A 24049-nucleotide genomic window follows, 5' to 3' on the forward strand; every position below is an offset into this window, starting at 1 on the left:
CCACTCGTTTGACCTCGTAGTTCGACGTGCTCACCATGAGGTCTACTGGAGATTCCGGGTAAGTTCAGCGGCGTTTGGGAGCCTCAGACGCGCCCGAACGCAGCCTTGAGCCGGGCCAACTGGTCCGCAATGCCATTGGCCACACCCGCATCCAGCACCGGCATCTTGCCGCGCTCCAGCGTATCGAACTGCATCACGCGGTCAAACAGGCGGTCACCCTTGTCGATAAAGTCGCGAAGGGTTTGTGGCAGTTGATCATATCCCGGCCCGCCCCGCTCGGATGGGGTCGCCGAGAATTTGACCTTCTCCTTCTCCGAACGCGCATTTTCCTTTGTGATCTCGCCTTCGTTAACGGCGCGTTGCAGCAGCAGCCAGGAGGCCAGTTGCATCAACCGGGTGGTCAGGCGCATCGATTCGGTTGCGTAGATGAAGGAAGCTTCGCGGCTGAGAATGCGACTTTCAGCGCGCCCATCGCCGTCCAGATAGGAGGCAACCTCTTCGATCAGGCTCATGCCTTCACGGTAAAGCAGGTCGAACCCGCCCGAGGCCACAATACGCGGGCCAATGGCAATCGCCGTTTCGGTGTCATTCCAATTGGACAATGAACGCGCTCCTTACCCTGCTTGCAGAATAGGCTGATTTCGCACCAGCGTCACCATCGCGCCGCGACTAATCTGAAAAGAGCTTTAAGAACAGCACACTGGCTGAAACAGCACCCATAAAGAAAAAGAGAGCGGCAGGGACCGCTCTCGAAGTCAACAGGGAGGCGTCAAACAGAGGGAGAAATCGCTCTGCCAAATCCAGAACAATCTGAATAATGAGACCTTACCGCCAAGGTATTAATTGCGGGTTAAGCGGACGCAGAATCTTAACCCTGTGCTTTCCAGCTCCGTGAAGCGCCCTAACGGTCAGAACTTGAACACCGACTCGGCGGCTTTCTTGGTTTTGCCGCGCGCTTCGATTGCGTCATGGATCCGGGCAATCTCGGCTTCCAGCAGGCGCACGCGGCCCTCAAGCTCTTCAACCGACATCGCGTAGAGCGGCATGCCGACCTCATGAGCCTTGGGTTTCTTGATCAGATCATCATCCATCTAAAGCCTCCGCACCAAACACGACACACAACCTAGCGCTGCAGGCTTGCCCGGCAAGGCCGTTGCAGGCAGCATGGCAAGATGACCATACCAGCCAGCATGCAAGCCATCGCTATAACAAGACCGGGCGGCCCCGAAGTGTTGCAAGCCCAGTCGTGGAACGTTCCCGATTGCGGCGTCGACGAGGTGCTCATCCGTGTTGCAGCCGCAGGGGTCAATGGTCCCGATCTGGCGCAGCGACGCGGTCAATACGATCCCCCGCCAAGCGCCTCTCCCCTGCCCGGCCTGGAAGTGGCTGGGGAAATTGCAGCAATCGGCACAGATGTCCGGGAGTGGCAGGTGGGCGACCCGGTGATGGCTCTGGTCAATGGTGGCGGCTATGCCGAGTTCGTTACCGTTCCCGCTGGGCAGGTGCTGCCGATGCCGAACGGCTGGAGCATGACCGAGGCAGCGGCTCTGCCTGAAACATGGTTCACGGTGACGCAAACCCTGGTGATGCGCGCCGAACTAGAGGCTGGCATGACCGTGCTCGTCCACGGCGCAGCTGGCGGCATTGGCGGAGCGGCTGTCCAGATCACCGCGATCCTGGGTGCCAAGGCGATCGGCGTTGTCTCCTCCGCAGCAAAGGCCGAATATGCTCGCAGGCTTGGCGCGGCAGCGGTGGTCAATCATAGGGAACAAGACCTTGTTGCAGAAATCATGAAACTGACCGACGGGCGAGGCGTCGATCGCGTAGTCGATCTGATCGGCGGCGAGATGGCGGCGCGCAACATCGAAATGTCGGCGCGCGGCGGGCACATTGTTCAGATCGCCACGCTGGGCGGCAATACAGCCACGGTTTCACTCCGCACCATCATGGCCAAGCAATTGACGCTCTCCGGCTCAACCCTGCGTCCTCAGCCAGGCGCAACCAAGGCCCGCATCGCTAGCCGCATCCGCTCCGCTCTACTTCCCGCCTTAGATGATCCCGAGTGCCCCAGGCCTGAGATCGCTACCTTCCTCCTTGAAGAGGCAGCCTCGGCTCATGCTCTCATGGAGAGCCGCGGCCACAGCGGAAAGCTGGTGCTGGTCACCTCTTTCGGCCGTGAACAGTAAGGGGCAAATCGCATATCGTTATTGCGGATCGGCAGGCGAAGCCGTATATTAAGCATGTTCCCCCTCAGCATGAAGCAAAGAGGCGGAGCGGTCCGGAGGAAAACCGGCCGCGCCTGCAGGAGAAATTTATCATGAGCCAGCCCCTGTTGATGCCCAAGGCTACTGCCGTCTGGCTCGTCGACAACACTGCGCTGTCATTCGAGCAGATCGCTGCCTTTTGCACTCTGCACCCGCTTGAAGTTCAGGGCATTGCCGATGGCGATGTTGCCGGCGGCATCATGGGTGTGAATCCCATCCAGAACGGCCAGCTGACCAAGGAAGAGATCGAAAAGGCCGAAAAGGATCCCAATTATCGCATGAAGCTGAGCGAACCCAAGGTTCGCGTTGCAGCCGCGAAGCGCAAGGGTCCTCGCTACACTCCGATCTCGCGCCGCAACGAGCGCCCCAATGCCATCAAATGGCTGGTGCGCAACCATCCCGAACTCAAGGACGCCCAGATCATGCGTCTTGTGGGCACCACCAAGTCCACCATCGATTCCGTGCGTGAATCAACGCACTGGAACGCCGCCAACCTTACCGCCATGGACCCGGTGACCTTGGGCCTCTGCAGCCAGATCGACCTCGACCTTGAGGTGAAGCGCGCCTCCAAGGGCGGGCCAGGCGTTGACGAGCTTCCAGAAGGCACCACGCTGATGACGGCCGAAGAGGCACTTGAACGCGCTGGTGCTCGCGGCCACTCCGAAGGCCCTGATGGGGAATTCGCGGCAAACGATCATCGTCCAGCCGAAGCGCAGGACGAATTCGACGCCGATTCAGTGTTTGCCAAGCTCAAGTCGCTCAAGAACAACGACGACGAATAATCGACCAGCTTTGATGACCTCGTGGTGAGCTTTGCGCCCCACGGGGTCGCACCGGCAGTCGCCAGGGACACGAACTCGTCCTTTGACGCGCTTAGGATGTCTACCTTAATCCGCATAGCGCCGTTCGTCTTCCATTCCAGTTGACAAGTCCGCCACAAGGCGTACCCAAGGGTACGTTACCCCCGGACTGTTTTCATGCCCATCTTTGATCCCTATTTTGTCGCGATCGCCGTGATCGCCGTGCTTATTGTTGGCCTGAGCAAAGCCGGTCTGCTCGGGAGCTTGGGCATGGTCGGGGTGCCGCTGCTGAGCCTTGTCATGCCGGCACGTGACGCGGCAGGCATGATGCTGCCAGTCCTGCTCGCCATGGATGTCATCGCCGTCTACGCCTACCGCAAGGACGTGGACTGGGGCATTATCCGTATCATGCTGCCCGGCGCGGCCGCAGGCACGCTGCTGGGTTGGGGCTTGTGGGCCTTTGTGTCGGATGCAGCTGTGTTGCTGTTTGTGGGCGTTATTACCCTTTTGTTTATCCTCGACGCCCTCTTGCCCTTGCGCAAAAAACTCGAGGGCCTTCCGCCGTCGAAGCCTTGGGGCGTGTTCTGGGGCGGCTTTGCGGGCTTTACCAGCTTTATCAGCCACACAGGCGGCCCACCGTTCCAGATCTATGTCCTGCCCCGCCGTCTGCCGCCCGCGACCTATTCGGGCACCTCGGCCGTGTTCTTTGCCATCGTCAACTCGGCAAAGCTGATCCCCTATTTCTTTCTGGGGCAGCTCAATGTCCACAATCTGCAGCTATCGGCAGCGATGACCCCCGTCGGGATCGCGGGCGTGTTCCTCGGCATCTATTTGGTGCGCCGCATTTCCATGAAGTGGTTCTACCGCATTGCCTATTGGCTGGTTTTCCTGCTCGCCCTCAAGCTGGTTTGGGACGGTGTTCGCGGTGTTTTCCTCGGCCTCTAGGCAACAAAAAAGGGCCGCAGCCTATGCTGAGACCCTTCTATTCCCACCGGGAACTTACGCCTACTGTGTGTTACTCGAGTATTTGTAGAGTTCGTCCTTCACTTCGAGTTTCTTCCGCTTCAAGGCGGCTATCGCCAGATCGTCTTTCCGCGTGTTCTGCATTGCGTTCTGAATCTGCCGATCCAACTCCTGATGGCGCCGTTCAAGCGCCGCAACATGGCCTTCAGTCGTCATAACAACTCCTAGAAGATTGGTGGACGTCGGTATCGTCACAAATAATTCACGCTTTGTCGACGCCCTTAAACACAGCTCTGGAAATGTGATGCAAAACCGGTGCCGATCGGTTAACCAGAGCTAACGGAAAAGCGTGGGGTGCGCTCCAAATCATGATGTCGCTCACCAGGGAAGAGGAAGCTGCTCTGGGACTGGAACTGGCTACAAAACGCCAGGAACACAGTGATCTGAACGCAGCTATCGATACATTGACCCAGTCGCATGTGGCCGATCGCATGCTGCTGCAGCGGCTTAAAAAGCGCAAACTGGCGCTCAAGGATCGCATCGTTCAGCTGGAAAATATTTTGCTGCCCGACATCATTGCATGACGCTGAGGCGCCTTGATGTGTGGCAACAATTGGGCTAGTTCCGCGCTTTGCAAAGACCGATGGGGGAATCGGCCGTGCTCACCAAACCAGTCGTCGCCATCATCATGGGCAGCCAATCCGATTGGCCCACCATGCGGCTCGCCGCTGAGACGCTTGAAGCGCTCGAGATCGAATATGAAGCGCGCATTGTTTCGGCTCACCGGACGCCCGAACGGCTGGTGGAATTTGCCACCGACGCTCGCTCCGAGGGCTTCAAGATTATTATAGCAGGCGCCGGCGGAGCGGCTCATCTGCCGGGCATGATCGCTGCCATGACGCCCCTGCCGGTGTTTGGCGTTCCAGTCCGCTCCAAGGCGCTCAACGGCCAGGACAGCCTGCTTTCCATTGTCCAGATGCCGGGGGGAGTTCCTGTCGGCACCCTGGCCATCGGAGAACCCGGAGCTATTAATGCGGCGCTACTTGCCGCCGCCGTGCTGGCGCTCAGCGATGATGATCTGGCCGATCGGCTCGACGCGTTTCGCGCGCGCCAGACTGCCGCCGTCCCGCAATTTCCAACAGATACAGAGTAAGCCTTGCCCCAAGACGTATCCGCCCTGCCCCCAGGCAGCATGATCGGCATTCTTGGGGGTGGCCAACTCGGCCGCATGTTGTCGCTGGCCGCCAGCAGACTGGGCATGCGCACGCACATTTTCTGCCCGGATCCGCAAAGCCCTGCTTTCGAGGTGACGCCACACAAGACAATTGCTGCCTACGACGACGAGACGGCGCTAGCGGCCTTCGCTGACGCGGTTGATGTGGTCACATACGAGTTCGAGAACGTTCCTGCGGCAACCACGTCTTTTCTTGCAGCGCGCAAGCCCCTTTGCCCTAGTGCAAATGCCCTGGCGATTTCGCAGGATCGTTTGGCCGAGAAGGGGTTCCTGGAGTCCAAGAACATTCCTGTGGCACCCTATCGTGCCGTCACAAGCCTTCAAGAGCTCGAAACTGCGATCGACGCCCTTGGGCTACCCGCGGTGCTTAAAACAACCCGGCTGGGCTATGACGGCAAGGGGCAGCGCGTCCTTCGCGAGCGCGCCGATGCGGAATCGGCGTTTGCGGCACTTGAACCCAAGCCCCTGGTGCTGGAAGCCTTTGTACCGTTTGAATCAGAAATCTCGGTCGTTGTAGCGCGCAATGCCGCAGGTGAAGTGCGCGCCTATGACCCGGCGGAAAACGTGCACCGGCACCATATTCTTCATACCAGTACGGTTCCGGCTAATGTCCCGCCCGGCGTCGCCAAGCACGCTGCCATGCTGGCCAAGGTCATTGTGGTGGCACTGGATTATGTCGGCGTATTGGGAGTCGAGTTCTTTGTGGTACCAGGCGAGCGACCAGCCCTGCTGGTGAACGAGATCGCTCCACGCGTGCACAATTCCGGCCACTGGACGGAAGCCGTGTGCCTTACCGATCAATTCGAACAGCATATTCGTGCGGTTCTGGGGTGGCCTTTGGGTGACCCAGCACGGATGGCCGACGTGGTTATGGAGAACTTAATCGGCGATGATGTGATGAGGGTGCCAGAGGATCTCGATGGAGATAGCCAGCCTCATCTTTATGGCAAGGCCGAAGCGCGCGCTGGGCGCAAGATGGGCCATGTGAACCGGATTACCCGGCGGGTTTAGAGACGGGGCTCCACTCGCCTGCCGCCTCAGTTTGCTAGGCTCATGAGAGCGCAGGACGGTCAATGGTTGTCCAGAGACCTCACGCTAGAGGCCAAAGGAGATCTCATCCTGAATCCGTCAAAGGACGAGGTAATGGTACCAGCCTAGCCTAGCCTAGCCTACCGCTCCAACCATCTCCGCATCGCCTCAACCACCACCTCCGGATTCTCCATAGTCGGCAAATGGGCGCTGTCGGGAAAACGCACCAGCTCTGCTTCCTGAATTGCCCCTGCCATTTCCTCTGCCAGTTCAGGCGGTGTCAGCTTGTCCATCTCCCCCACTCCAACAAGCGCGGGCACCTGTATCGTCCCAAGCATGGGTCGGGAGTCGACCCGGCCCATGATCGCAGCCTGCTGGCGCACATAGGCCTGCGCGCCCACGCGCTCGCTCATGGCCTGCACTTCTGCCGCAAGCGGCGTGCCCATATGATGCGGTGCGATGAGGGTGCCGAGTAGGCCACGTGACACGCCAATGAAGCGGCCCTGCTGCACCATGGCTATGCCCTTGCGCCTTGTTTCCTTTCGCGCGTCATCGTCAGGCCGGGCGGAGGTATCGAGCAAGGCCAGATGCGTCACCCGCTCCGGCGCTTGCCGCATGATTTCCAAGGCTACATAGCCGCCCATCGAAAGCCCAGCCAAGGCGAATCGTGCCGGTGCAGTTTTCAGCACGCGCTTGGCCATTGCAGGAACGGATTGATCCTGTGTCAGGTCAGCAATGTGGGAGCGAACCGCGAGACCGCTCATAACATCGCGCCACAAGCGCGCGTCGCACAGCAAACCGGGCAAAAGAATAAGATCATCAGCCATTTTCGCTCCCTCGCAACAAATCGACCGATGCGACATTCTTATCCCCGGGTGCAGCGAGCAAGCCCGGATCCGGGAGATCTGTGGTTTTTCTCTTGCCCCCGCCCCCGCGCTGGGCTATAGAGCGGGCCACGGTGACTAGCTTTGCTGGTCGGCGACGGTTCCTTTTGGCTCCGGCGCTTAGTTCCAAACCCACATGTCCAAGCTTCGAAAGGGCGGTTGACCTTTGCAAGTAGTCGTTCGCGATAACAACGTAGACCAGGCGCTGCGCGCGCTTAAGAAAAAGCTGCAGCGCGAAGGCGTCTTCCGTGAAATGAAGCTGCGCAACTACTATGAGAAGCCATCCGAAAAGAAGGCTCGTCAGAAGGCTGAGGCCGTTCGTCGTGCCCGCAAGCTGGCTCGCAAGCGTGCGCAGCGTGAAGGCGGTTTGCCCGCCCCAACGCCGGCTGCACGTCCCGGCCAGGCTGGCCGTCCGGCTGCAGCGGCACCGCGCAGCTAAGCTTCCGGCAATCAATCAAAACGCCGTCCTTCGGGGCGGCGTTTTTGTTTGCTCAGGGAACATAGGCCTTGCTGTTGAACCGAACGCGCCGTTTCTCGTTGTTCTGGCACACGCTGCAAACTGGTGAGCCCCTTATGAGAAACAGAAGCACCCTGATCGGCATTGCTATTTTGGTTGTCGGCCTGTTGGTGGCAGTCCTTGTCTTCACCAACATCAACAACACACCCGATGCTGGAAGCGGTCAGACAGAAGTGGACAATGTTTCTGCAGGCGCGACCGAAGTAACTCCTGATGCTGTAGGCGGGGAAGCACCGGATCAGCCGCAGCCTTCACCGTAATCCTGTGGTTTGAAGGGCCCGACTTAACGCGCCATGGCCTGTGCGAAAAAGGACGCTGCGTGGCTCCAGATCCCGCGGGCCCAGAGATCCCCATGGTCTGCACCGGGCTCGATCCAGAGCTCGCCCTTGTTGGGCACCAGGGGAAACAGGCGCTCGCCATTGCTGACATCGATGATCGTGTCCGCCGTGCCATGCGCCACCAGCACGGGTTCGCCAACATCGACGATCCATTGCTTGACTGGAAACTGATCCTGCATCACCGCGCTGACGGGCAGATAAGGATAGCGCTCGCTAGCAACATTGGCCGCCGACAAAAACGGGGTTTCCAGCAACAAGGCCTCTGCATCGCGCACACTAGCAACATACGCCGCAGGCCCTGAACCCAGCGACCTCCCCCAAATCATGATGGGGACGCCCCTTGCTTGAGCCCAGTCGAAAGCCGCGACGGCATCCTCCAGAATATTGTCCTGCGTGATTTCACCTGGGGACATGGGAAAGCCGCGGTAGTCGAAGGACAGAAAACCGTATCCGTCCGCAACAAACTGCTCGAACCGCTCATGCTCGGCGCTGAAACTGCCTGAATTGCCCTTGTAGTAGATGATCAACGGCATTCCAGGATGGGGCGCCTGGTACCACCCGTTGATCATGCCATCGCCGGAAACGATGCTTACAACCACAGCTCCCGGCAAGCTGGCTTCTGAAAGCGCGACGATTTCGCCCTCGGGAAAGTACTGCAGCGCCCGCTGATTGAAGTACATGTACCCCACGACGGCCGCATACAGAACGGCCACAACCAAGGCCAAGCCAACAAGAAGACGAACAATAAGCTTCAACGATAACCTCGGCAGGTGGGACGGAGAACGTCCTGTTTAAGGCAAGCCGGTGCCTTGCTAAAGCTCTTCGATGACCTGCGCCAGGGCTCGATCAAACACTTCTGCCGGCTGTGCGCCCGAAAGCGCATATTTCTCGCCGAATACAAAGAAGGGTACGCCGCGAATGCCTTGGGCTGCTGCGTCATTGGCCAATTGTTCGGTGATGGCCAACTCATGCTCATCGTTCATGGCGTCGAGCGCATCGCCGCGATCGAAACCGAACTCGACGGCGATGTCAGCTAGGACATTGTCATCATTGATCTGGCGATGTTCCAGGAAATACGCGTTAGCGATCGCATTGGCCAGTTCGTGCTGAATGCCAAGGGGCTTGGCAAGGCGTGTAATGGTGTGCGCCTTTTTGGTTGGAAACATGCGCGGCTGCTTGGATAGGTCGAGCTCAACACCAGCCTTGCGGGCTTCGCCCTCTACCCGCGCCCACATTTCGCTGGGCTCATTGCCATATCTCTCGCGCAGCATATCCGCGACAACAACGCCTTCAGGCGGTGTGTTAGGATCGAGATAGAAGGGATGGTTCTCGATGATCACATCGATGTCATCAGCCAGTTTGGCGACCGCGGCGTCAAGTCGGGCTGAACCAACCACACACCAGGGACAAACCACATCTGTGAATACGTCGATCTTGAGCTGTTTGGTCATGGCAAATCCTCTTTGCCATCACATGGCTCGCGCAAACGGTAATCGCAAGAACGCACCTGATAGTAACCGGCCTAGGTTCAGGCCGGTGCATTCACATTGGCGTTGGCATTGGTGAGACCAAAAGGCGGCGTCCAGCCGGCAACAAAGCTAAGGCCGACAAAGGCGCTAAGCCCCAGCCAAGCAAGGCCTGGCAGCATGACCACGCCTGCCAGATGCGACACCTTGGCCGTGCGAATGGCTGCGCCCAGACCCACGATTAGCAGGCTCATAGACATGATGCTGAGCATCAATGAGTCGAGCGGGGCAACAATGAATGGGAACACGATTGTTCCGGCCATCAGGGCCACGAGCCACCAACCAGCATTGGCACCAGCCTCACCTTTTGGGGCAACCATCCAGCGGGCAATGCCAAACAATGGAAGAGCCATCAGGTACAGCGCAGCACCCATCCAGCCGGGCATGCCAAATGGCGCAAAGAACAGCGGCGTCACAGCGTTGAGCTGAGCGACACCATTAAACACCATGTAAGCAGCGACTGGCAGCACAGCACTGAGAAGAAAACCGAGCACATCGTGCCGGTTGACATCCAAAACTGACTGCGATTTTGTAGCGTAGCTTGCTGCAGTGATGGTCGCCATTTTCGGCACCTGAACTAGAAGAACTGTGGGAGTAAGAGCCCGAGCGGCCCATCGGTTCCGTAAGCGTTAATTCACGACTTGGGGATTGACGCTGGGGAAGTTGCCCTGACCTATGCAATTGCAGCGCTCACGCACCCACCTTAATGGGTGGTCGCGCTATGTATTTAGGACATCGGCTGGTGGGGAGGTGCGCGCCTTGGCTGCAGCCAGGCTCTGGTCAAACCGTAAAGACGGATTTTATAAGGCGTTCAGCAATGCCCGGAGCTGATCATGACAGAGTTCGCCACACGCCTTGAAGCTCTTGAAACACGCATCGCCTTTCAGGACCAAACCATTGAAGAACTTAACGCAACGATCACTGCCCAATGGCGGCAGATTGATCTGCTGACCCGCAAGCTCGAGATTGTTGAAGAGCAGGTGCGATCAGGCGTGCATATCGCCGATCCCGGCACAGAACCGCCCCCACCACATTACTGATGCCTGCCTTAGTGCCCGAGCGCCTTGACGATTTCCTCGGTGACCTTCTTGGCGTCGCCAAACAGCATCATGGTGTTGTCGCGGAAGAACAATTCGTTTTGTACGCCCGCATAGCCAGCTGCCATGCCGCGCTTGATGAACAGCACTGTTCCTGAGTCTTCGACATTGAGTACCGGCATGCCATAAATGGGCGAGCTTTTATCGGTCTTGGCTGAGGGGTTGGTCACGTCATTGGCGCCGATAACGAAGGCCACGTCGGACTGGGCGAATTCGGAATTAATGTCTTCAAGTTCGAAGACCTCGTCATAGGGCACATTGGCTTCGGCCAGCAGCACGTTCATGTGCCCCGGCATGCGGCCCGCAACCGGGTGTATGGCGTATTTCACCGTCACCCCCTCATGCTTCAGCAAATCGGCCATTTCACGCAAGGCATGCTGGGCCTGCGCTACGGCCATGCCATAGCCGGGCACAATGATGACCTTGCCCGCGTTTTTCATCAGGAACGCTGCGTCGTCTGCTGCGCCTTGCTTGACCGGACGATTATCTTCCGCAGCTCCTGCTCCAGCGTCGCTGTCACCGCCAAAGCCGCCGAGGATCACCGAGACGAAAGAGCGGTTCATGGCCTTGCACATGATGTAGCTCAGAATCGCGCCGGATGAGCCGACCAGGGCTCCGGTGATGATGAGTGCCGTATTGCCCAGCGTGAAACCGATGCCCGCCGCTGCCCAGCCGGAATAGGAATTGAGCATGGACACTACCACCGGCATGTCCGCTCCGCCGATCGGAATGATCATGAGCCCGCCCAAGATCAGCGCCAACAGAGTAATGACCCAGAACAGCCAGGGATCGGCTGAGGTCGTGAATGCCCAGACCAGCAGCAGGATAGCTATACCTATCGCGATGTGGATGAAGTGACGGGCCGGCAGGATGATGGGCTTGCCGCTCATATTGCCGTTGAGCTTGGCGACGGCGATTACCGAACCGGTGAAGGTAAAGGCGCCGATCGCCACCCCGATGCTCATCTCGATCAGCGCTTGGGCATGAATATCACCCGGAACGCCGATCTCGAACGAGGCAGGCGCATAGAGTGCGGCTGCGGCAACAAACACGGCTGCCAGGCCGACAAGCGAGTGAAAAGCGGCCACCAATTGCGGCATGTCGGTCATCTTGACCGTGCGTGCCATATACGCGCCGACGCCCCCACCAATGCCCAGGCCGGCAATGATCAAGAGCCAGCTGATCCAATCGGACGGCGCAGCGACGGCCAGCGTCGTCACAATGGCGATGCCCATGCCAACCATGCCCAAGAGATTGCCCTGCCGGGCTGATCGTGGGCTGGACAGGCCGCGCAGGGCGAGGATGAACAGGACGCCGGAAACCAGATAAAGCAGGGCTGCCCATTCTGCAGAGATCATCAGCTCAGCCCTTTTTCTTGTACATGCCGAGCATGCGCTGGGTGACGAGGAACCCGCCAAAAATGTTCACGCTTGCCAGAACCAGGGCAATGAAGCCAAAGAGCTTGCTGATCCAGCTCGCATCTGTCGCAAGATGAACGCCAACGGCCAGCAGCGCACCAACGACGATCACCGAAGAAATGGCGTTGGTGACGCTCATCAAGGGCGTGTGCAGGGCTGGAGTAACCGACCAAACGACGAAATAGCCAACAAAGATGGCCAGCACGAAAATAGCCAGCCGGAAGGTGAAGGGATCGATGGCGCCGCCTGTGGCTGCATGCGCGGCTGTAGCCAAGATTTCCGCGCTCTGTTCGGCAGTGCTTTCCATTACTCTGGGTCCTTTGGCGCTATGGATTTGCGGACCTTTCGCGACACCGCTGCAGAACTGCCCTGGCCAGCTTCGGGAGCCAAGGCAGTGGCCTCGATCACCCTTCGCGTGCGCGACCGCGCTTTGACGACGGCGGGCTCGGGCAAGGTCGACAAAAGCTTGGGATTGTCACTCTTGGCCGCGAGAGCTGCGTTGATAACGGCGGTAGCCTTCTTGGTGGCGGCCTTCTTGGCTGGCGTAGGCTGGGGGTCGGCCGCCGCCGGAATCGACTGCTCGACACCTGGAGCGGCCTTCTTGGGGGTATCAGCCATTGCGGGCACTTGCGTCTTGCGGGCGGTGGCCTTGCGCAAGGGCTTGACTTCAGCAGTATCCATGGGGGCTGGACCGCCAATTGGCTCAGCTTGGGCTAGTTGAGCAAAGCTGGAATGAACCACCTGCCCGCCACGTGTCAAGACAACAGCGCGGACCAGTTCGTCATCCCAGTCAACAGCAAGGGTCTTACTCTTGGGATCGATCAGCGTGGATACAAAGGCAAGAAGATTGCGGGCATAAAGCTGGCTGGCCGTCGTAGGGATGCGGCCCTGGACATTGGTATAGCCCACAATACGAACGCCATTGTGCTCGATGATCTGGTCGGGTTGGGTCAACTCCACATTGCCGCCGCGCTCGGCGGCTAGATCAACGATGACAGATCCAGGCGCCATGGACTCGACCATGGTACGGGTGATCAACCGCGGTGCCGGGCGCCCAGGGATCAGCGCGGTTGTTATAACGATGTCCTGCTTGGCGATGTGCTGCGCCGTCAGCTCGGCTTGCTTGGCCTGGTATTCAGCCGACATCTGCTTGGCGTAACCGCCTGCCGTTTCCGCCTGCTTGAACTCGTCATCTTCCACCGCGATGAACTTGCCGCCTAGTGACTCCACCTGTTCCTTGGCAGCGGGGCGCACATCAGTCGCCGAAACAACCGCTCCCAGGCGCCTGGCCGTGGCGATCGCCTGTAGACCCGCCACGCCGGCACCCATCACGAAAACCTTGGCCGGTCGCACCGTGCCGGCTGCCGTCATCATCATGGGAAAGGCACGCTCGAACACGGCGGCCGCTTCGATCACGCTTTGATAGCCCGCAAGATTGGCCTGGGAGGAAAGAATATCCATGACCTGCGCGCGGGTGATACGCGGCATCAATTCCATGGACATGGCTGTTACACCCGCCTGCGCAAGCGCCAGGATGTCAGCTTCATTGCCATAAGGATCAAGGGCGCCGATCACCAAGGCACCGGTAGCGACGCCGGCAAGTGAAGCGGCGCTGGGCCGCCGCACCGTAAGTACGATCTCGGCGCCAGCAAGCGCAGCGTCGGCCGAGAGCACGACATTGGCACCGGCCGCCATATAGTCCTGATCCATGATCCGGGAGCCAGAACCCGCGCCGGTTTCCACCGCGAGGCTAGCACCGAGCGCGATCAGCTTGCCCGCTGTCTCCGGCGTAAGCGCAACCCGGTTTTCACCCGCAAAACGCTCGCGAAGAACAGCGATTTTCATGGAACTCTCCTGCCCGCCTGTCAGACGGACAGGCTTGTTTCGAATGCCTGCTTATGTGCCGCGATCAGGGCTGGACGAGGAAGTACAGGATGACGATCAGCACCGCCATCGAGATAGCCGTCCACTTTACTCCGGTAAGGAACCCCCGATAGGTCCGCTCGTGCTGCGCATAATCCATGGGCGATTCCTGCACAGGTTCGGCATGGTGTTCAGCTTGGTTTGTATGGGCCATTATATCCTCGTCAAATCTGCTTTTCCGTGCGTTGCTTGTTCAACGCCGATCAAGGGCTTGTGGCTTCCAGTTCATCAATCAAACCTTCGATCATCGACAAGCCGAGGGACCAGAATTGCGGGTCCTTTGCGTCAAGGCCAAATGGCGCCAGAAGTTCGGAATGATGCTTGCTGCCCCCTGCTTTGAGCAGCTCGAAATATCGCTCTGCAAAGCCCTCGTTAGCCTTCTCATACTGTGCATATAGCGAGTTCACAAGACAGTCACCAAAGGCATAGGCATAGACATAGAAGGGCGAGTGTATGAAGTGCGGGATATAGGCCCAGAAGGTCTCATATCCCTCGTTCTGCACGATCGCGTCGCCCAGCGATTCCTTTTGCACATCAAGCCAGATCTGGTTGATCTCTTCGGTACGCAATTCCCCCTGCCGGCGAGCAGTATGCACCCGCCGCTCAAAGGTATAAAAGGCGATCTGCCGCACCACGGTGTTGAGCATGTCCTCGACCTTGCTCGCAAGCAGGGCAAAGCGCTGCTGCGGATCGGTCGTCTTGTTGAGCAGCGAGCGGAAGGTTAGCATTTCGCCGAATACCGACGCTGTTTCGGCAAGCGTCAGAGGCGTGTTGCTGAGGATGGGTCCCTGCGCTGCCGCCAGCCGCTGGTGCACGCCATGACCCAGCTCGTGCGCTAGGGTCATTATGTCACGCGAACGGCCCATATAGTTGAGCATGAGGTAGGGGTGGGCGCTGGGCACGGTTGGGTGCGCAAAAGCGCCGGACAGCTTGCCCTCGCCCACTGGCGCATCGATCCAGCCCGAATTGAAGAAAGGCTCCGCGACTTCCGCCAGCTTGGGCGAGAACTGCCCATAGGCTTCCATTACCGTGGACACGGCGCTGCTCCAGTCCCAAACGCGCTCGTCGCTCGTTGGTAGAGGCGCATTACGGTCCCAGGCGTTAAGCTTATCCTTACCAAACCACTTTGCCTTCATGGTGTAGTAACGATGGCTGAGGCGCGGATAGGCGTCAGTGACCGCCTTTTGCAGCGCATCCACCACTTCGCGTTCCACCGAATTGGCCATGTGCCGGCTATCGGCGATGTCCTCATAGCCGCGCCAGCGGTCAGAAATTTCCTTGTCCTTGGCAAGCACATTGGTGATGTGCGTGAACAGGCGCCCATTGGCCCTAAGGGTTTTACCTAGAGCCTTGAAGGCGCTCTCGCGCTTCTTCTCGTCCTTTTCGCTCAAGAGGTGGAGGGTCGCTTCCATATTGAGCGTTTCGCCATCCACCTCGAACTCAAGGCTCGAGAGTGTTTCGTCAAACAGCCGGTTCCAGGCGGAATAGGCCGTTACAGATTTGTCGTGGAACAGTTCTTCGAGCTTGTCGTCGAGCTGGTACGGCTTGGCCTTGCGCAACTCGGCAAACCACGTGCGATAGCGCGCCAATTCCGGATCAGCCGAGAAGGCTGCTTCAAGATCGGCATCGTCGATCCGATTGAGTTCAAGCTCGAAAAACAGCACACGGGTTGAAAGGTTCGTCAGCGCCTCGTTGGTATCGCCCATGAACTTGGCGCGGTCCGGGTCAGTCGATTTCTGCGCATATTGCAGAAACGAGAACGAGCCGATCTTGCCGGTAAGGTCGCCCAGCTTCTCGCTGTCCTTGATTGCCGTGATGAGTTTGCCGGCCCTAGTCAGCTCAACAAGCTTGCCCTTGTACGCCGCTTCGAACCGGGCGGCATCCGCTTTGGCCTTGTCCAGATCCGCCTTGAATTCGGCGCTATCCCTGCCGGGATAAAGGTCGCTGAGGTCCCAAACAGGCAGGGCGCCGAACTGGTTGTGGCTCCTCTGGTCGGTCTCGGTCATCACAAATCTCCGGCTGGTCAAGGGGCGCGCGGACATTAGCGAGGCAGGCAAGCGATGGAAAGCATTTTGGATCAATCGCTGTTTGGGAAAGCCGCCACCTAACCTCTCGCTGCGATGGAGTATCGGGCGAGTGTCTCGGCCACACAAATCTCCATGATTAATCCCGTCTTAAGACCGTCCCCCCATGCTGTTCCCAAAACGGCACACGAATCGTGCCGTGAATATTACTTTCGGAGTTTGGATGACGCGCGTTCTCGTAGTCGACGATGATCCGGTTCAATTGCGCCTCACCGCGGAGGTGGCCAATCGTGCCGGCTTCAAGCCGGTGCTGGCCATGAGCGGCGAACAGGCGCTGACGATCCTGCGCGACGATCGCAACATCGGCGCCATGATTCTCGATCTTGTCATGCCCGACCTCGACGGCATGGGCGTGATGGACATCATGCGACGGGAAGGCCTGACAACGCCAGTGATCGTCCAGACCACCAATAGCTCGCTCGAAATGGTTATCTCGGCCATGCGCAATGGCGCTGCCGACTATTTCGTCAAACCCGTTTCCCCCGAGCGTCTGATTATTTCGCTGCGCAACGCCATGAAGCTTGATGCACTCGAAGCGGCGATACGTGCAGAACATGCGCGCAAGTCTGGCACTTACACATCAGCCGACATGATCGCCAGGGCCCCTTCCATGGCGCGCGTGCTTTCGCTCTGCGGCAAGGCGGCCAAGAACAACATCCCGGTCCTCATCGAAGGCGAGACCGGTGTGGGCAAGGAACTGATCGCCCGCATCATCCAGGGCTCAGGCGAACGCGCCGGCAAGCCGTTCATCACCGTCAACTGCGGCGCGATTCCACCCAATCTCATTGAATCCGTGCTGTTCGGGCACAAGAAGGGTGCCTTTAGTGGTGCCATTGCAGACCATTCTGGCAAGTTCGCCGAAGCGCACAATGGAACGCTCTTCCTTGACGAGGTTGGGGAACTGCCGCTCGACACGCAAGCCAAGCTTTTGCGCGTGATCCAGGAAGGCGAGATTGTGCCGATCGGCGCCACCCGCCCTGAGCGCATCAATGTGCGGCTGATTTCGGCCACCAACCGGCGGCTGCTCAATCTGGCGAAAACGGGCGAGTTCCGCGAAGACCTTTACTATCGCCTCAACGTCTTCCCCATCTACACGCCCCCTTTGCGCGAACGCATGGAAGACGTGCCGGCACTGGTTTCGATGTTCATCGCCCGCTTCGCCGCAGAAGTCGGCAAGCGCGTGTTGGGCATTTCCCCAGCCGCCCTTACCCTTTTGATGGCCTATAGCTGGCCCGGTAATGTGCGCCAGCTCGAAAACGCCGTGTATAGAGCCGTCGTGCTGACCGACAGCGCCTTTCTTGAGCCCGTCGATTTCCCTCAGATCGTGGCCCAGGCTAATGGTCGCGAGATCGCCGCCAAAGCTATCGAGAACGTACCCGTCGCAACCGCCCCGACCCATATCGACACGGCGCCATCCCGCCCCCGTTTGGCTGCGGAACAACCCATCCACCATGACCGGTTCCTTGATCCCTCTGGGGAGATCGCAGCGCTTGCTGAAATCGAGCGCGCCGCGATCGTCTTTGCCATCGAGCACCATGGCGGGCGCATGTCCCGCGTTGCCCGTGCCCTCAAGATCGGCCGCTCGACCCTTTACCGCAAGCTGCATGAATATGGCTTGGCCGAGGAAATGATTCACGACGCGGCTTAGCCAGCCGCGTTACTGCCCGGCTCGTCTAGGCAAGCCACCTGCTCAGAAAACTAGAGATGGCGAGGGGCCGGCAGGTCTGCTCGGGTCGTTCGTGTTGGCGTAAAGACGCACCATGGTCAGCGGCTGGTTGGAACGCTGTAAATAGACGCGCGCTCGCAGATCGCTTCGTCTACCACTGCGAACCAGCGTTTCACCCAACGCCTTAAAAGCCGCATCCTCCGGCGAACTCGCGCGCGAAATAACGATTTTGCTGGGATTGATAATCCTGCTTTGGCAATCGACTATGCGGGAGGTGATCATGTGGGCTCCCCACCGCCTTTCCTACCAAAATTCAGCTGCGTCCGCCGTTAACTAAGTTAAGCCGCTACAACCCATACTCATCTATGCAATCGATTGCATTGACTAACAACCTGCGGTATTGCCCGCTTTGAGCGCGAAAAGGGCGGGGCGGAGGAGCTTAAATGTTTACTGTTGATCGCAAGGATTTTGGCCCAGGATTCACCTTCGGCGCCGCCACAGCCGCCTATCAGATCGAGGGTGGCCAGCGCGACGGACGCGGTCCTTCCATTTGGGACAGCTTCTCCGCCACGCCCGGCAACGTCAAGAACGCCGACACTGGCGCGATCGCTTGCAATCACTACGAACTTTGGCCGCAGGACCTCGACCTTATTCGAGATGCCGGCCTTGACGCCTATCGTTTTTCCTTTGCCTGGCCACGCCTCCTTCCCGAAGGAACAGGCGCTGTGAACCAGGCTGGCGTTGATTTCTATGATCGCCTGATCGATGGCATGCTGGAGCGCGGCATTGCACCCTATGCCACGCTTTACCATTGGGATCTGCCTTCGGCTCTACAGGACCGCGGCGGCTGGATGAACCGCGATATTGCCGGGTGGTTCGCTGATTACGCGGCCCTTGTTGCGCAAAAATTCGGCGATCGTCTACAGGCCACTGCCACGATCAACGAGCCCTGGTGCGTCGCCTTCCTCAGCCACTATCTTGGCATCCATGCGCCCGGCTATCGCGATATGCGCGCAGCGGCACGCGCGATGCATCATGTTCTCTTTGCTCATGGCACTGCTATTGACGCCCTGCGGGCCAATGGTGCGAGAAATCTGGGCATTGTTCTCAACCTCGAAAAGGCTGAAGCAGCTTCGGACGCACCCGAAGACATTGCGGCTATGAATATGGGCGATGCGATATTCAACCGCTGGTATCTGGGCGGCGTCCTAAAAGGCGCCTACCCGGAGGAAGTGACTGCCTGGCTTGGCGATCACCTGCCGGCTAACTACCAGAACGACATGGCTGTCGTGTCCCGCCCGCTCGATTGGCTCGGCATCAACTATTACACACGCAGCCTTTATCGTGCGCCGACCACCCCGGGCGGTCACGTTGTGGAACAGGTCAAGGGCGATCTCGAAAAAACCGATATAGGCTGGGAAATCTACCCTAAGGGATTAAGCGACCTGCTCGTTCGTGTGTCCAGGGAATACACCAAGATTCCGCTCTACGTGACAGAGAACGGCATGGCCGAAGTGGAGGGGGACGACGATCCGCGCCGCGTTCGCTATTACGACGAGCACCTGCAGGCCGTGCTCGCGGCCCGCGCCGAAGGTGCCGATGTTCGTGGCTATTTCGCCTGGTCACTGCTCGACAATTACGAATGGGCAGAAGGTTATGAGAAACGCTTTGGCCTGGTCCATGTCGATTACCAGACTCAGAAGCGCACGCCCAAGGCAAGCTACCGTGCCTTCCAGGGCATGCTCCACAACACCCGGTAGCAGCCTCAACACCATCCCTGCTGGATAGATCAAGCAGCGGGGAGGTTCTAGGGGAAGCTGCTTCAGGCGACATCCAGGGCTGAGAACAACTCCACCTCGGAGTCATAATTCGCCAGCTCCAAGGCCGCCGTCTCCAGCAGGGAGAGGCGGTGCAAGGACACGCGGTGCGCCTGCACCTTGCCTTTGATCTGCTCGTTCAGCCGCTCCACGAATAGATTGGCCGCCCCATCACGCCGCTTGATGCGGGCGCGAAGCCCCTCCAACGCCTTGATCTCTGCATCGCTCTTTGAGCGCTTGTCCTCGGCATCAGCAATCTGCGTGCGCACCACCGACACCATCTGCTCGATAAAATTCACGCTTTGAAGCGGCAGCGCCAGCCCCAGCGCCGTTGTAACTGCAGTGTCGAACATATCGGCCAAAACCACCGCCACTTCCTGACGGTAATCTCGGACGCCATCTTCGTCGATCTGTCCCGTTTCATCGAACAGCCGCCTGCTCACCGGGTCGGAAAGGACCCCGAACGCGCGCACGATGGCGATGAATTGGTCGGCATCGCCTCCCCGATCAGGATGAGCGACCCGCACAGACCGCCGATAGGCAGCTTTGATGGCAGCTTCATCGGCTTCGCGCGGCAAGCCGAGAAGGGAGTATGGGTCTGTGATCGTCATCCAGCTAAATTACCAGATTGCATCGCATCGGCGCAATGCGCACCAATTAGCGGCTTGGAAGCCTGCCAGCACACCTCCCTTTGCTCCGCAGCACCGTTGCAAAGCGAGCACAACCCGGGCTCACAAATTTGCGAATGATTGCTCCTGTTAAGGTTTGCAGAGTATTGATGACGAGCATTGAGCCCTCAGTCTGCGTTCAGCTTTGGCGCAGTAGAATGAAGGCGAAGCGTTGCAGTGCGTGGAGCTCTTATGAACAAGTTCGTGGTTTGCTTGGCCGCCCTTCTTGCTGGCGCCGCCCCGGTATTTCCTGCTGCTGGCCAAGAAGTTGCAGCCCTTGCCACAAGCCCGGTGATCATCGCGCCACCACAAACAGCACTCGGCCAAACGATCAAGTCGGGGCTGGCAGCCGCCTATGCGGCTGCTCAGAAAAGCAGCTCAAGCTTCAACGAAGCTCAAAAGCTGTACTACTTCTATGGCGCCCGCCATTTCGAGCCGATCTGGCTTGACGAGGCCCCTAACGGCGAGCTTTCCTTTTCCGCGCCCGCTCAGAAAATCCTTAAGCTCTTTGAAGCGGCAGAACTCGAAGGTCTGCGCCCATCCGACTATCTAACGCCTGACCTTGACGTTGCTGCAGCCAAGGGTGATCCGGCCAAGATGGCCGCGTTGGAAACGGCATTCTCGCGTGCCACTATGCGCTATGCGACGCACATCTATACCGGCCGGCTTGCCCCACAATCGGTGAGCCCCCTATTCGATATCCAGCCCAAAAAGCTTGATGAAGCCGCTTTGCTGGTGCAATTGGCAAGCAGCGATGACCCGGTTCCAGTTCTGCAGGCGCTGGAACCTACACACCCCGAATTCCTCGCCCTCAAGGCCGCCCTGGCAAACTTCAACGAAAAAGAAGAAGCAGCCCCCCTGCGCATTGCTTCTGGCCCGACCCTCAAGCCCGGCATGAGCGATGCACGCGTTCCTGCGCTGCGCACCCGTTTCGACCTGCCCCCGACGGACGGGCTGGTCTACGATGATGCGCTCGTGGAAGCGATGAAGTCGTTTCAGCAGAGTTTGAACCTCGATGTTGACGGCGTCATGGGCCCGGCAACGCTGACCGCCATCAATGGCGGCGCCCCTGTTACCCGAGCTGACATCATCGCCAACATGGAGCTTTGGCGCTGGATGCCGCGCGAGCTCGGCGATTTCCACGTCCTTGTGAACATTCCTGAATATCGCCTCGCGATAAATCGTGCTGGCTCAGAGGAATACAGCACCCGGGTTGTGGTCGGCAGCATCAAGCACCAGACGCCTATTTTCTCGGACAGCATTCAGCACATCGTGGTGAACCCCTATTGGAACGTGCCGAGCTCGATCGTGAAAAACGAACTCGCTCCAGCTGTGCTGCGCGACCCCGGCTATATCGACAGCCACAATTATGATCTTCTCTATGAAGGCAGCCCCGTTAGCCCTTGGCAGGTCAACTGGTCCATGGTCAGCACCAGCTATTTCCCCTTCAAAATCCGCCAGCGCCCGGGTGAAAACAATGCTCTGGGCCAGATCAAGTTCTTGTTCCCCAACAAGCACGACGTTTATCTGCACGACACACCTTCCAAGGCCTACTTCGCCCGCAACAATCGCGCGCTGAGCCATGGCTGTATCCGCGTGCAGAACCCAATGGAATTCGCCGATGCGCTGATGGCCAACGAGCCCAATATCAGCCGGGACTCCCTGGAGGCCATGTTCGGCCCCTCTGAGCGCTGGGTGAATCCGCTGACCCAAATCCCTGTGCATCTGGCCTATTTCACCGTGCGCCCACAGGCCGACGGCACGCTGCGCTCCTTTGACGACATCTATGGCCACAATGCTCAATTGATTGCTGCGCTTGGCCTGGGACCTGCGCCGCAAACGCCACAGATCGTAGCCGATGCCAGCGACGCCTCTGTTGCACCATAGGACCGGCTTAATACCCGCTTAATAATTTCGCCTTGGTTGCGCCTGCTTTTGCACTTAATAACATTGGCGTGAGGAGTGCAGCCTTGGGGAGTTGCAGACTTGTTAGTGTTAACAGTTTCGATCCTTTTTCCCGCTAATTTCACTCAACATCTGGCACCAGCCAGACCTGGTATTGCGTTGCGGGGAACGGGAATTTGAAACGGCACCATATCGCGCGGCTTTTTCTGTCTGCCCTAGTGAGCATCTCACTCATCATGCCTCAGGCAGTGGTTCCCGCCGCGGCAGCCACCGAGCGTTCGCTCTACCTCTACTACACCCACACCAAGGAAACGGCCCGGATCGTTTTCAAGCGCAACGGGAAGTATGTCCAATCCGGGCTCAACGAGCTCAATTACTTCCTGCGCGATTGGCGCCGGAACGAACCCACCAAGATGGACCCGCGCCTGTTTGACCTGATCTGGGAAGTGTACCAGGAAGTGGGCGCCTCCCAGCCGGTCAACATTGTTTCCGCTTACCGCTCGCCAAAAACTAATGCCATGCTGCGTGAATCCTCCTCGGGCGTGGCCGAAAACTCCCAGCACACTAAGGGCAACGCCATGGATTTTTTTATCCCCGGCGTTCCACTTCCCAAACTGCGCGCAGCCGCGATGCGCAAGCAGGTCGGTGGCGTGGGCTACTACCCCACTTCCGGCAGCCCCTTTGTGCATCTGGACACCGGCTCCGTTCGCGCCTGGCCGCGCATGACGCGTGCTCAACTTAAAGAAATTTTCCCGGACGGGCGTACCATGCACCTGCCGACCGATGGCAAGCCCCTGTCCCAGGAAGGCTACCAGATCGCTCTGGCGCAATGGAAAACCTGCCACGCCTATCCCTGCAATGGCGGCTCGTCCGGTACGCAGGTCGCATCCAATGGCGGCAGCGGCCGCACGCTGATGGACATGTTCTTTGGCGGCAAGGAACAACAGCCTGTGCCAAGCAGATCAGCCGCATCGCCCACACCTGCAGCACCCACTCCTGCTCCGGTGCAGATGGCGGCTGCCGCGCCTCAGCCTGCCATTCCGCAGATGTCCCCACCCATTCCTGCTATGCGCCCGGCCAGCCTGGGCGGCGCAGCGGCGAGCATGGATATTGCCGAAGCGGCACCCATCGCCATTCCCTTTGGCACCTCCGGCAGCGCTCCGCTTGATCCGTCCGAAATGGTTACGCCCAAAGAAATCCCCTTCCCGCTGGCGAAGTCCGAAACGCTTAGGCTTGCCACAGCTTCTGCCCTCCCCTCAGGAGACGCGGTTACGGCTCTCGCAGCGCTCACCGCTCCCATGCCGCAACCCCGCTTGCACATGACCGATCCAGAGCCGGAGATGGTGACGGCTTACTTGCCCCCGATCCCCCAAGATCCCGAAGCACAACGCGCCTTGGAGCTCATCATCGAGCGCGAAACTGCCGCGACAACCAAGCCTGCAGCACCGCCGAGCCCAACCAAGCGTCTGCCGGTCCTGCCACCTCTCACCACGGCTACCGGCGTGCACACCGCGTCCCTGGGCGGCAGCGGCGTGACCAGTGCCCTTGCTGGATTGTTCAACCAAACCTTCAGCGCTGCGCGGCAGGACGAACCTGTTGCTGCGGCTCTGGCCGGCCACATCGCCAAAGAGGCAAAGCCAGAGACGTTGCGTCGACGCAACCTTGTTGCACCGGATCTGGAACATGTCGCTGATGTGTTCACTGCGCCCGTTGCCTTGACCTCGGATCATTTCGCCGTGATCTGGGATCATGACGAAGCCGATTTTAGCCCCGCAACGGAGCTGGGCGAAGCAGTTCCTGTGCTGCGTGTCGGCGACTTCCCCCAGCCGCTTTCGCACACGAGCTTTGTCCCGGCTCGGCCTGCGGCGCCTCTCGCCAACTAGTCCACGCCGCAATTTCGGCGCCTGCCTCTCTTA

At 59.0% G+C, this 24049-nt stretch carries 25 protein-coding genes and 3 pseudogenes; 14 read left to right on the forward strand and 14 right to left on the reverse strand.

The genetic code is table 11. The features are described from left to right. Positions 1-83: 83 nt before the first annotated feature. Positions 84-602, reverse strand: a complete 519-nt coding sequence (gene rcdA / locus DDE77_RS13125) for a protease adaptor protein RcdA (RefSeq protein WP_245895248.1) — start codon at positions 600-602, stop codon at positions 84-86. A gap of 306 nt (positions 603-908) precedes the next feature. Next, a complete protein-coding gene (locus tag DDE77_RS13130; RefSeq protein ID WP_108397930.1) occupies positions 909-1091 on the reverse strand; it encodes a DUF1192 domain-containing protein in 183 nt (60 codons plus the stop codon). Between the two features lie 81 nt (positions 1092-1172). On the opposite strand from DDE77_RS13130, the gene DDE77_RS13135 reads away from it, so the two are divergent. The 4 genes and pseudogenes from DDE77_RS13135 (at position 1173) to DDE77_RS13145 (ending at position 4009) form a co-directional block, all read left to right on the forward strand. Further along, positions 1173-2186: an NAD(P)H-quinone oxidoreductase gene (locus DDE77_RS13135; RefSeq protein WP_210204392.1), complete on the forward strand. Its 1014-nt coding sequence runs from the start codon at positions 1173-1175 to the stop codon at positions 2184-2186. Positions 2187-2317: 131 nt separating this feature from the next. Next, positions 2318-2840 (forward strand): annotated as a pseudogene (locus DDE77_RS13140) (DUF1013 domain-containing protein); the annotation flags it as partial. A gap of 116 nt (positions 2841-2956) precedes the next feature. Continuing rightward, positions 2957-3046 (forward strand): annotated as a pseudogene (locus DDE77_RS20225) (DUF1013 domain-containing protein); the annotation flags it as partial. A 195-nt stretch (positions 3047-3241) separates the two neighbouring features. Continuing rightward, positions 3242-4009, forward strand: a complete 768-nt coding sequence (locus tag DDE77_RS13145; protein WP_108397932.1) for a sulfite exporter TauE/SafE family protein — start codon at positions 3242-3244, stop codon at positions 4007-4009. Positions 4010-4069: 60 nt separating this feature from the next. Here the strand turns inward: DDE77_RS13145 and DDE77_RS13150 are convergent, their stop codons facing one another. Next, positions 4070-4243 carry a YdcH family protein gene (locus DDE77_RS13150; protein WP_108397933.1) on the reverse strand — a complete coding sequence of 58 codons (174 nt, stop codon included), beginning with the start codon at positions 4241-4243 and terminating at the stop codon, positions 4070-4072. Between the two features lie 152 nt (positions 4244-4395). On the opposite strand from DDE77_RS13150, the gene DDE77_RS13155 reads away from it, so the two are divergent. From DDE77_RS13155 to DDE77_RS13165, 3 genes are all read left to right on the forward strand, one after another. Further along, a complete protein-coding gene (locus tag DDE77_RS13155) occupies positions 4396-4611 on the forward strand; it encodes a YdcH family protein (RefSeq protein WP_108397934.1) in 216 nt (71 codons plus the stop codon). A gap of 104 nt (positions 4612-4715) precedes the next feature. Continuing rightward, positions 4716-5180 carry a 5-(carboxyamino)imidazole ribonucleotide mutase gene (gene purE / locus DDE77_RS13160; RefSeq protein WP_425430757.1) on the forward strand — a complete coding sequence of 155 codons (465 nt, stop codon included), beginning with the start codon at positions 4716-4718 and terminating at the stop codon, positions 5178-5180. Between the two features lie 3 nt (positions 5181-5183). Beyond that, entirely contained in the window at positions 5184-6272 is a 1089-nt protein-coding gene (locus tag DDE77_RS13165) for a 5-(carboxyamino)imidazole ribonucleotide synthase (protein ID WP_281261305.1), read from the forward strand. A gap of 158 nt (positions 6273-6430) precedes the next feature. Here the strand turns inward: DDE77_RS13165 and DDE77_RS13170 are convergent, their stop codons facing one another. Then, on the reverse strand, positions 6431-7117 hold the full coding sequence (locus tag DDE77_RS13170; protein ID WP_108397937.1) for an alpha/beta fold hydrolase: 687 nt from the start codon (positions 7115-7117) through the stop codon (positions 6431-6433). Positions 7118-7340: 223 nt separating this feature from the next. On the opposite strand from DDE77_RS13170, the gene rpsU reads away from it, so the two are divergent. Both rpsU and DDE77_RS13180 read left to right on the forward strand, forming a co-directional pair. Next, a complete protein-coding gene (gene rpsU / locus DDE77_RS13175) occupies positions 7341-7613 on the forward strand; it encodes a 30S ribosomal protein S21 (RefSeq protein ID WP_108397938.1) in 273 nt (90 codons plus the stop codon). A 68-nt stretch (positions 7614-7681) separates the two neighbouring features. Further along, positions 7682-7951 carry a hypothetical protein gene (locus DDE77_RS13180; RefSeq protein ID WP_157959822.1) on the forward strand — a complete coding sequence of 90 codons (270 nt, stop codon included), beginning with the start codon at positions 7682-7684 and terminating at the stop codon, positions 7949-7951. Between the two features lie 23 nt (positions 7952-7974). On the opposite strand, the gene DDE77_RS13185 is transcribed toward DDE77_RS13180, so the two are convergent. From DDE77_RS13185 to DDE77_RS13195, 3 genes are all read right to left on the reverse strand, one after another. Further along, on the reverse strand, positions 7975-8784 hold the full coding sequence (locus DDE77_RS13185; RefSeq protein ID WP_108397940.1) for an alpha/beta hydrolase: 810 nt from the start codon (positions 8782-8784) through the stop codon (positions 7975-7977). A 57-nt stretch (positions 8785-8841) separates the two neighbouring features. Beyond that, positions 8842-9480, reverse strand: a complete 639-nt coding sequence (locus tag DDE77_RS13190; RefSeq protein ID WP_108397941.1) for a DsbA family oxidoreductase — start codon at positions 9478-9480, stop codon at positions 8842-8844. 77 nt (positions 9481-9557) lie between these two features. Continuing rightward, complete coding sequence (locus tag DDE77_RS13195) at positions 9558-10118, reverse strand: hypothetical protein (RefSeq protein WP_108397942.1); 561 nt, start codon at positions 10116-10118, stop codon at positions 9558-9560. 270 nt (positions 10119-10388) lie between these two features. Between DDE77_RS13195 and DDE77_RS13200 the strand changes: the two genes are divergently transcribed. After that, positions 10389-10595, forward strand: coding sequence for a SlyX family protein (locus DDE77_RS13200; protein WP_108397943.1), 207 nt, complete (start codon positions 10389-10391; stop codon positions 10593-10595). Between the two features lie 8 nt (positions 10596-10603). Here the strand turns inward: DDE77_RS13200 and DDE77_RS13205 are convergent, their stop codons facing one another. From DDE77_RS13205 to DDE77_RS13225, 5 genes and pseudogenes are all read right to left on the reverse strand, one after another. Further along, positions 10604-12010: an NAD(P)(+) transhydrogenase (Re/Si-specific) subunit beta gene (locus DDE77_RS13205; RefSeq protein WP_425430754.1), complete on the reverse strand. Its 1407-nt coding sequence runs from the start codon at positions 12008-12010 to the stop codon at positions 10604-10606. Positions 12011-12014: 4 nt separating this feature from the next. Beyond that, complete coding sequence (locus tag DDE77_RS13210; RefSeq protein ID WP_108397944.1) at positions 12015-12377, reverse strand: proton-translocating transhydrogenase family protein; 363 nt, start codon at positions 12375-12377, stop codon at positions 12015-12017. A 296-nt stretch (positions 12378-12673) separates the two neighbouring features. Then, positions 12674-13915: pseudogene (locus tag DDE77_RS13215) on the reverse strand (Re/Si-specific NAD(P)(+) transhydrogenase subunit alpha); the annotation flags it as partial. 64 nt (positions 13916-13979) lie between these two features. Beyond that, positions 13980-14147, reverse strand: a complete 168-nt coding sequence (locus tag DDE77_RS13220; protein ID WP_108397946.1) for an aa3-type cytochrome c oxidase subunit IV — start codon at positions 14145-14147, stop codon at positions 13980-13982. A 49-nt stretch (positions 14148-14196) separates the two neighbouring features. Beyond that, entirely contained in the window at positions 14197-15999 is a 1803-nt protein-coding gene (locus DDE77_RS13225) for a M3 family oligoendopeptidase (RefSeq protein ID WP_108397947.1), read from the reverse strand. Between the two features lie 241 nt (positions 16000-16240). Between DDE77_RS13225 and DDE77_RS13230 the strand changes: the two genes are divergently transcribed. After that, on the forward strand, positions 16241-17725 hold the full coding sequence (locus DDE77_RS13230; protein WP_108397948.1) for a sigma-54-dependent transcriptional regulator: 1485 nt from the start codon (positions 16241-16243) through the stop codon (positions 17723-17725). Between the two features lie 42 nt (positions 17726-17767). Here the strand turns inward: DDE77_RS13230 and DDE77_RS19495 are convergent, their stop codons facing one another. Beyond that, complete coding sequence (locus DDE77_RS19495; protein ID WP_157959823.1) at positions 17768-18025, reverse strand: hypothetical protein; 258 nt, start codon at positions 18023-18025, stop codon at positions 17768-17770. A gap of 161 nt (positions 18026-18186) precedes the next feature. Between DDE77_RS19495 and DDE77_RS13235 the strand changes: the two genes are divergently transcribed. Then, complete coding sequence (locus DDE77_RS13235) at positions 18187-19503, forward strand: GH1 family beta-glucosidase (RefSeq protein WP_108397949.1); 1317 nt, start codon at positions 18187-18189, stop codon at positions 19501-19503. A 62-nt stretch (positions 19504-19565) separates the two neighbouring features. Here DDE77_RS13235 and DDE77_RS13240 read toward each other — a convergent pair whose 3' ends face one another. Next, entirely contained in the window at positions 19566-20171 is a 606-nt protein-coding gene (locus DDE77_RS13240) for a DnaJ domain-containing protein (protein WP_108397950.1), read from the reverse strand. Positions 20172-20420: 249 nt separating this feature from the next. Between DDE77_RS13240 and DDE77_RS13245 the strand changes: the two genes are divergently transcribed. Both DDE77_RS13245 and mepK read left to right on the forward strand, forming a co-directional pair. Continuing rightward, on the forward strand, positions 20421-22115 hold the full coding sequence (locus DDE77_RS13245; RefSeq protein WP_108397951.1) for a L,D-transpeptidase family protein: 1695 nt from the start codon (positions 20421-20423) through the stop codon (positions 22113-22115). Between the two features lie 194 nt (positions 22116-22309). Next, complete coding sequence (mepK, locus tag DDE77_RS13250) at positions 22310-24016, forward strand: peptidoglycan L,D-endopeptidase MepK (RefSeq protein WP_425430755.1); 1707 nt, start codon at positions 22310-22312, stop codon at positions 24014-24016. Positions 24017-24049: the final 33 nt, after the last annotated feature.

This window comes from Devosia submarina (assembly GCF_003056345.1).
GTDB lineage: Bacteria > Pseudomonadota > Alphaproteobacteria > Rhizobiales > Devosiaceae > Devosia > Devosia submarina.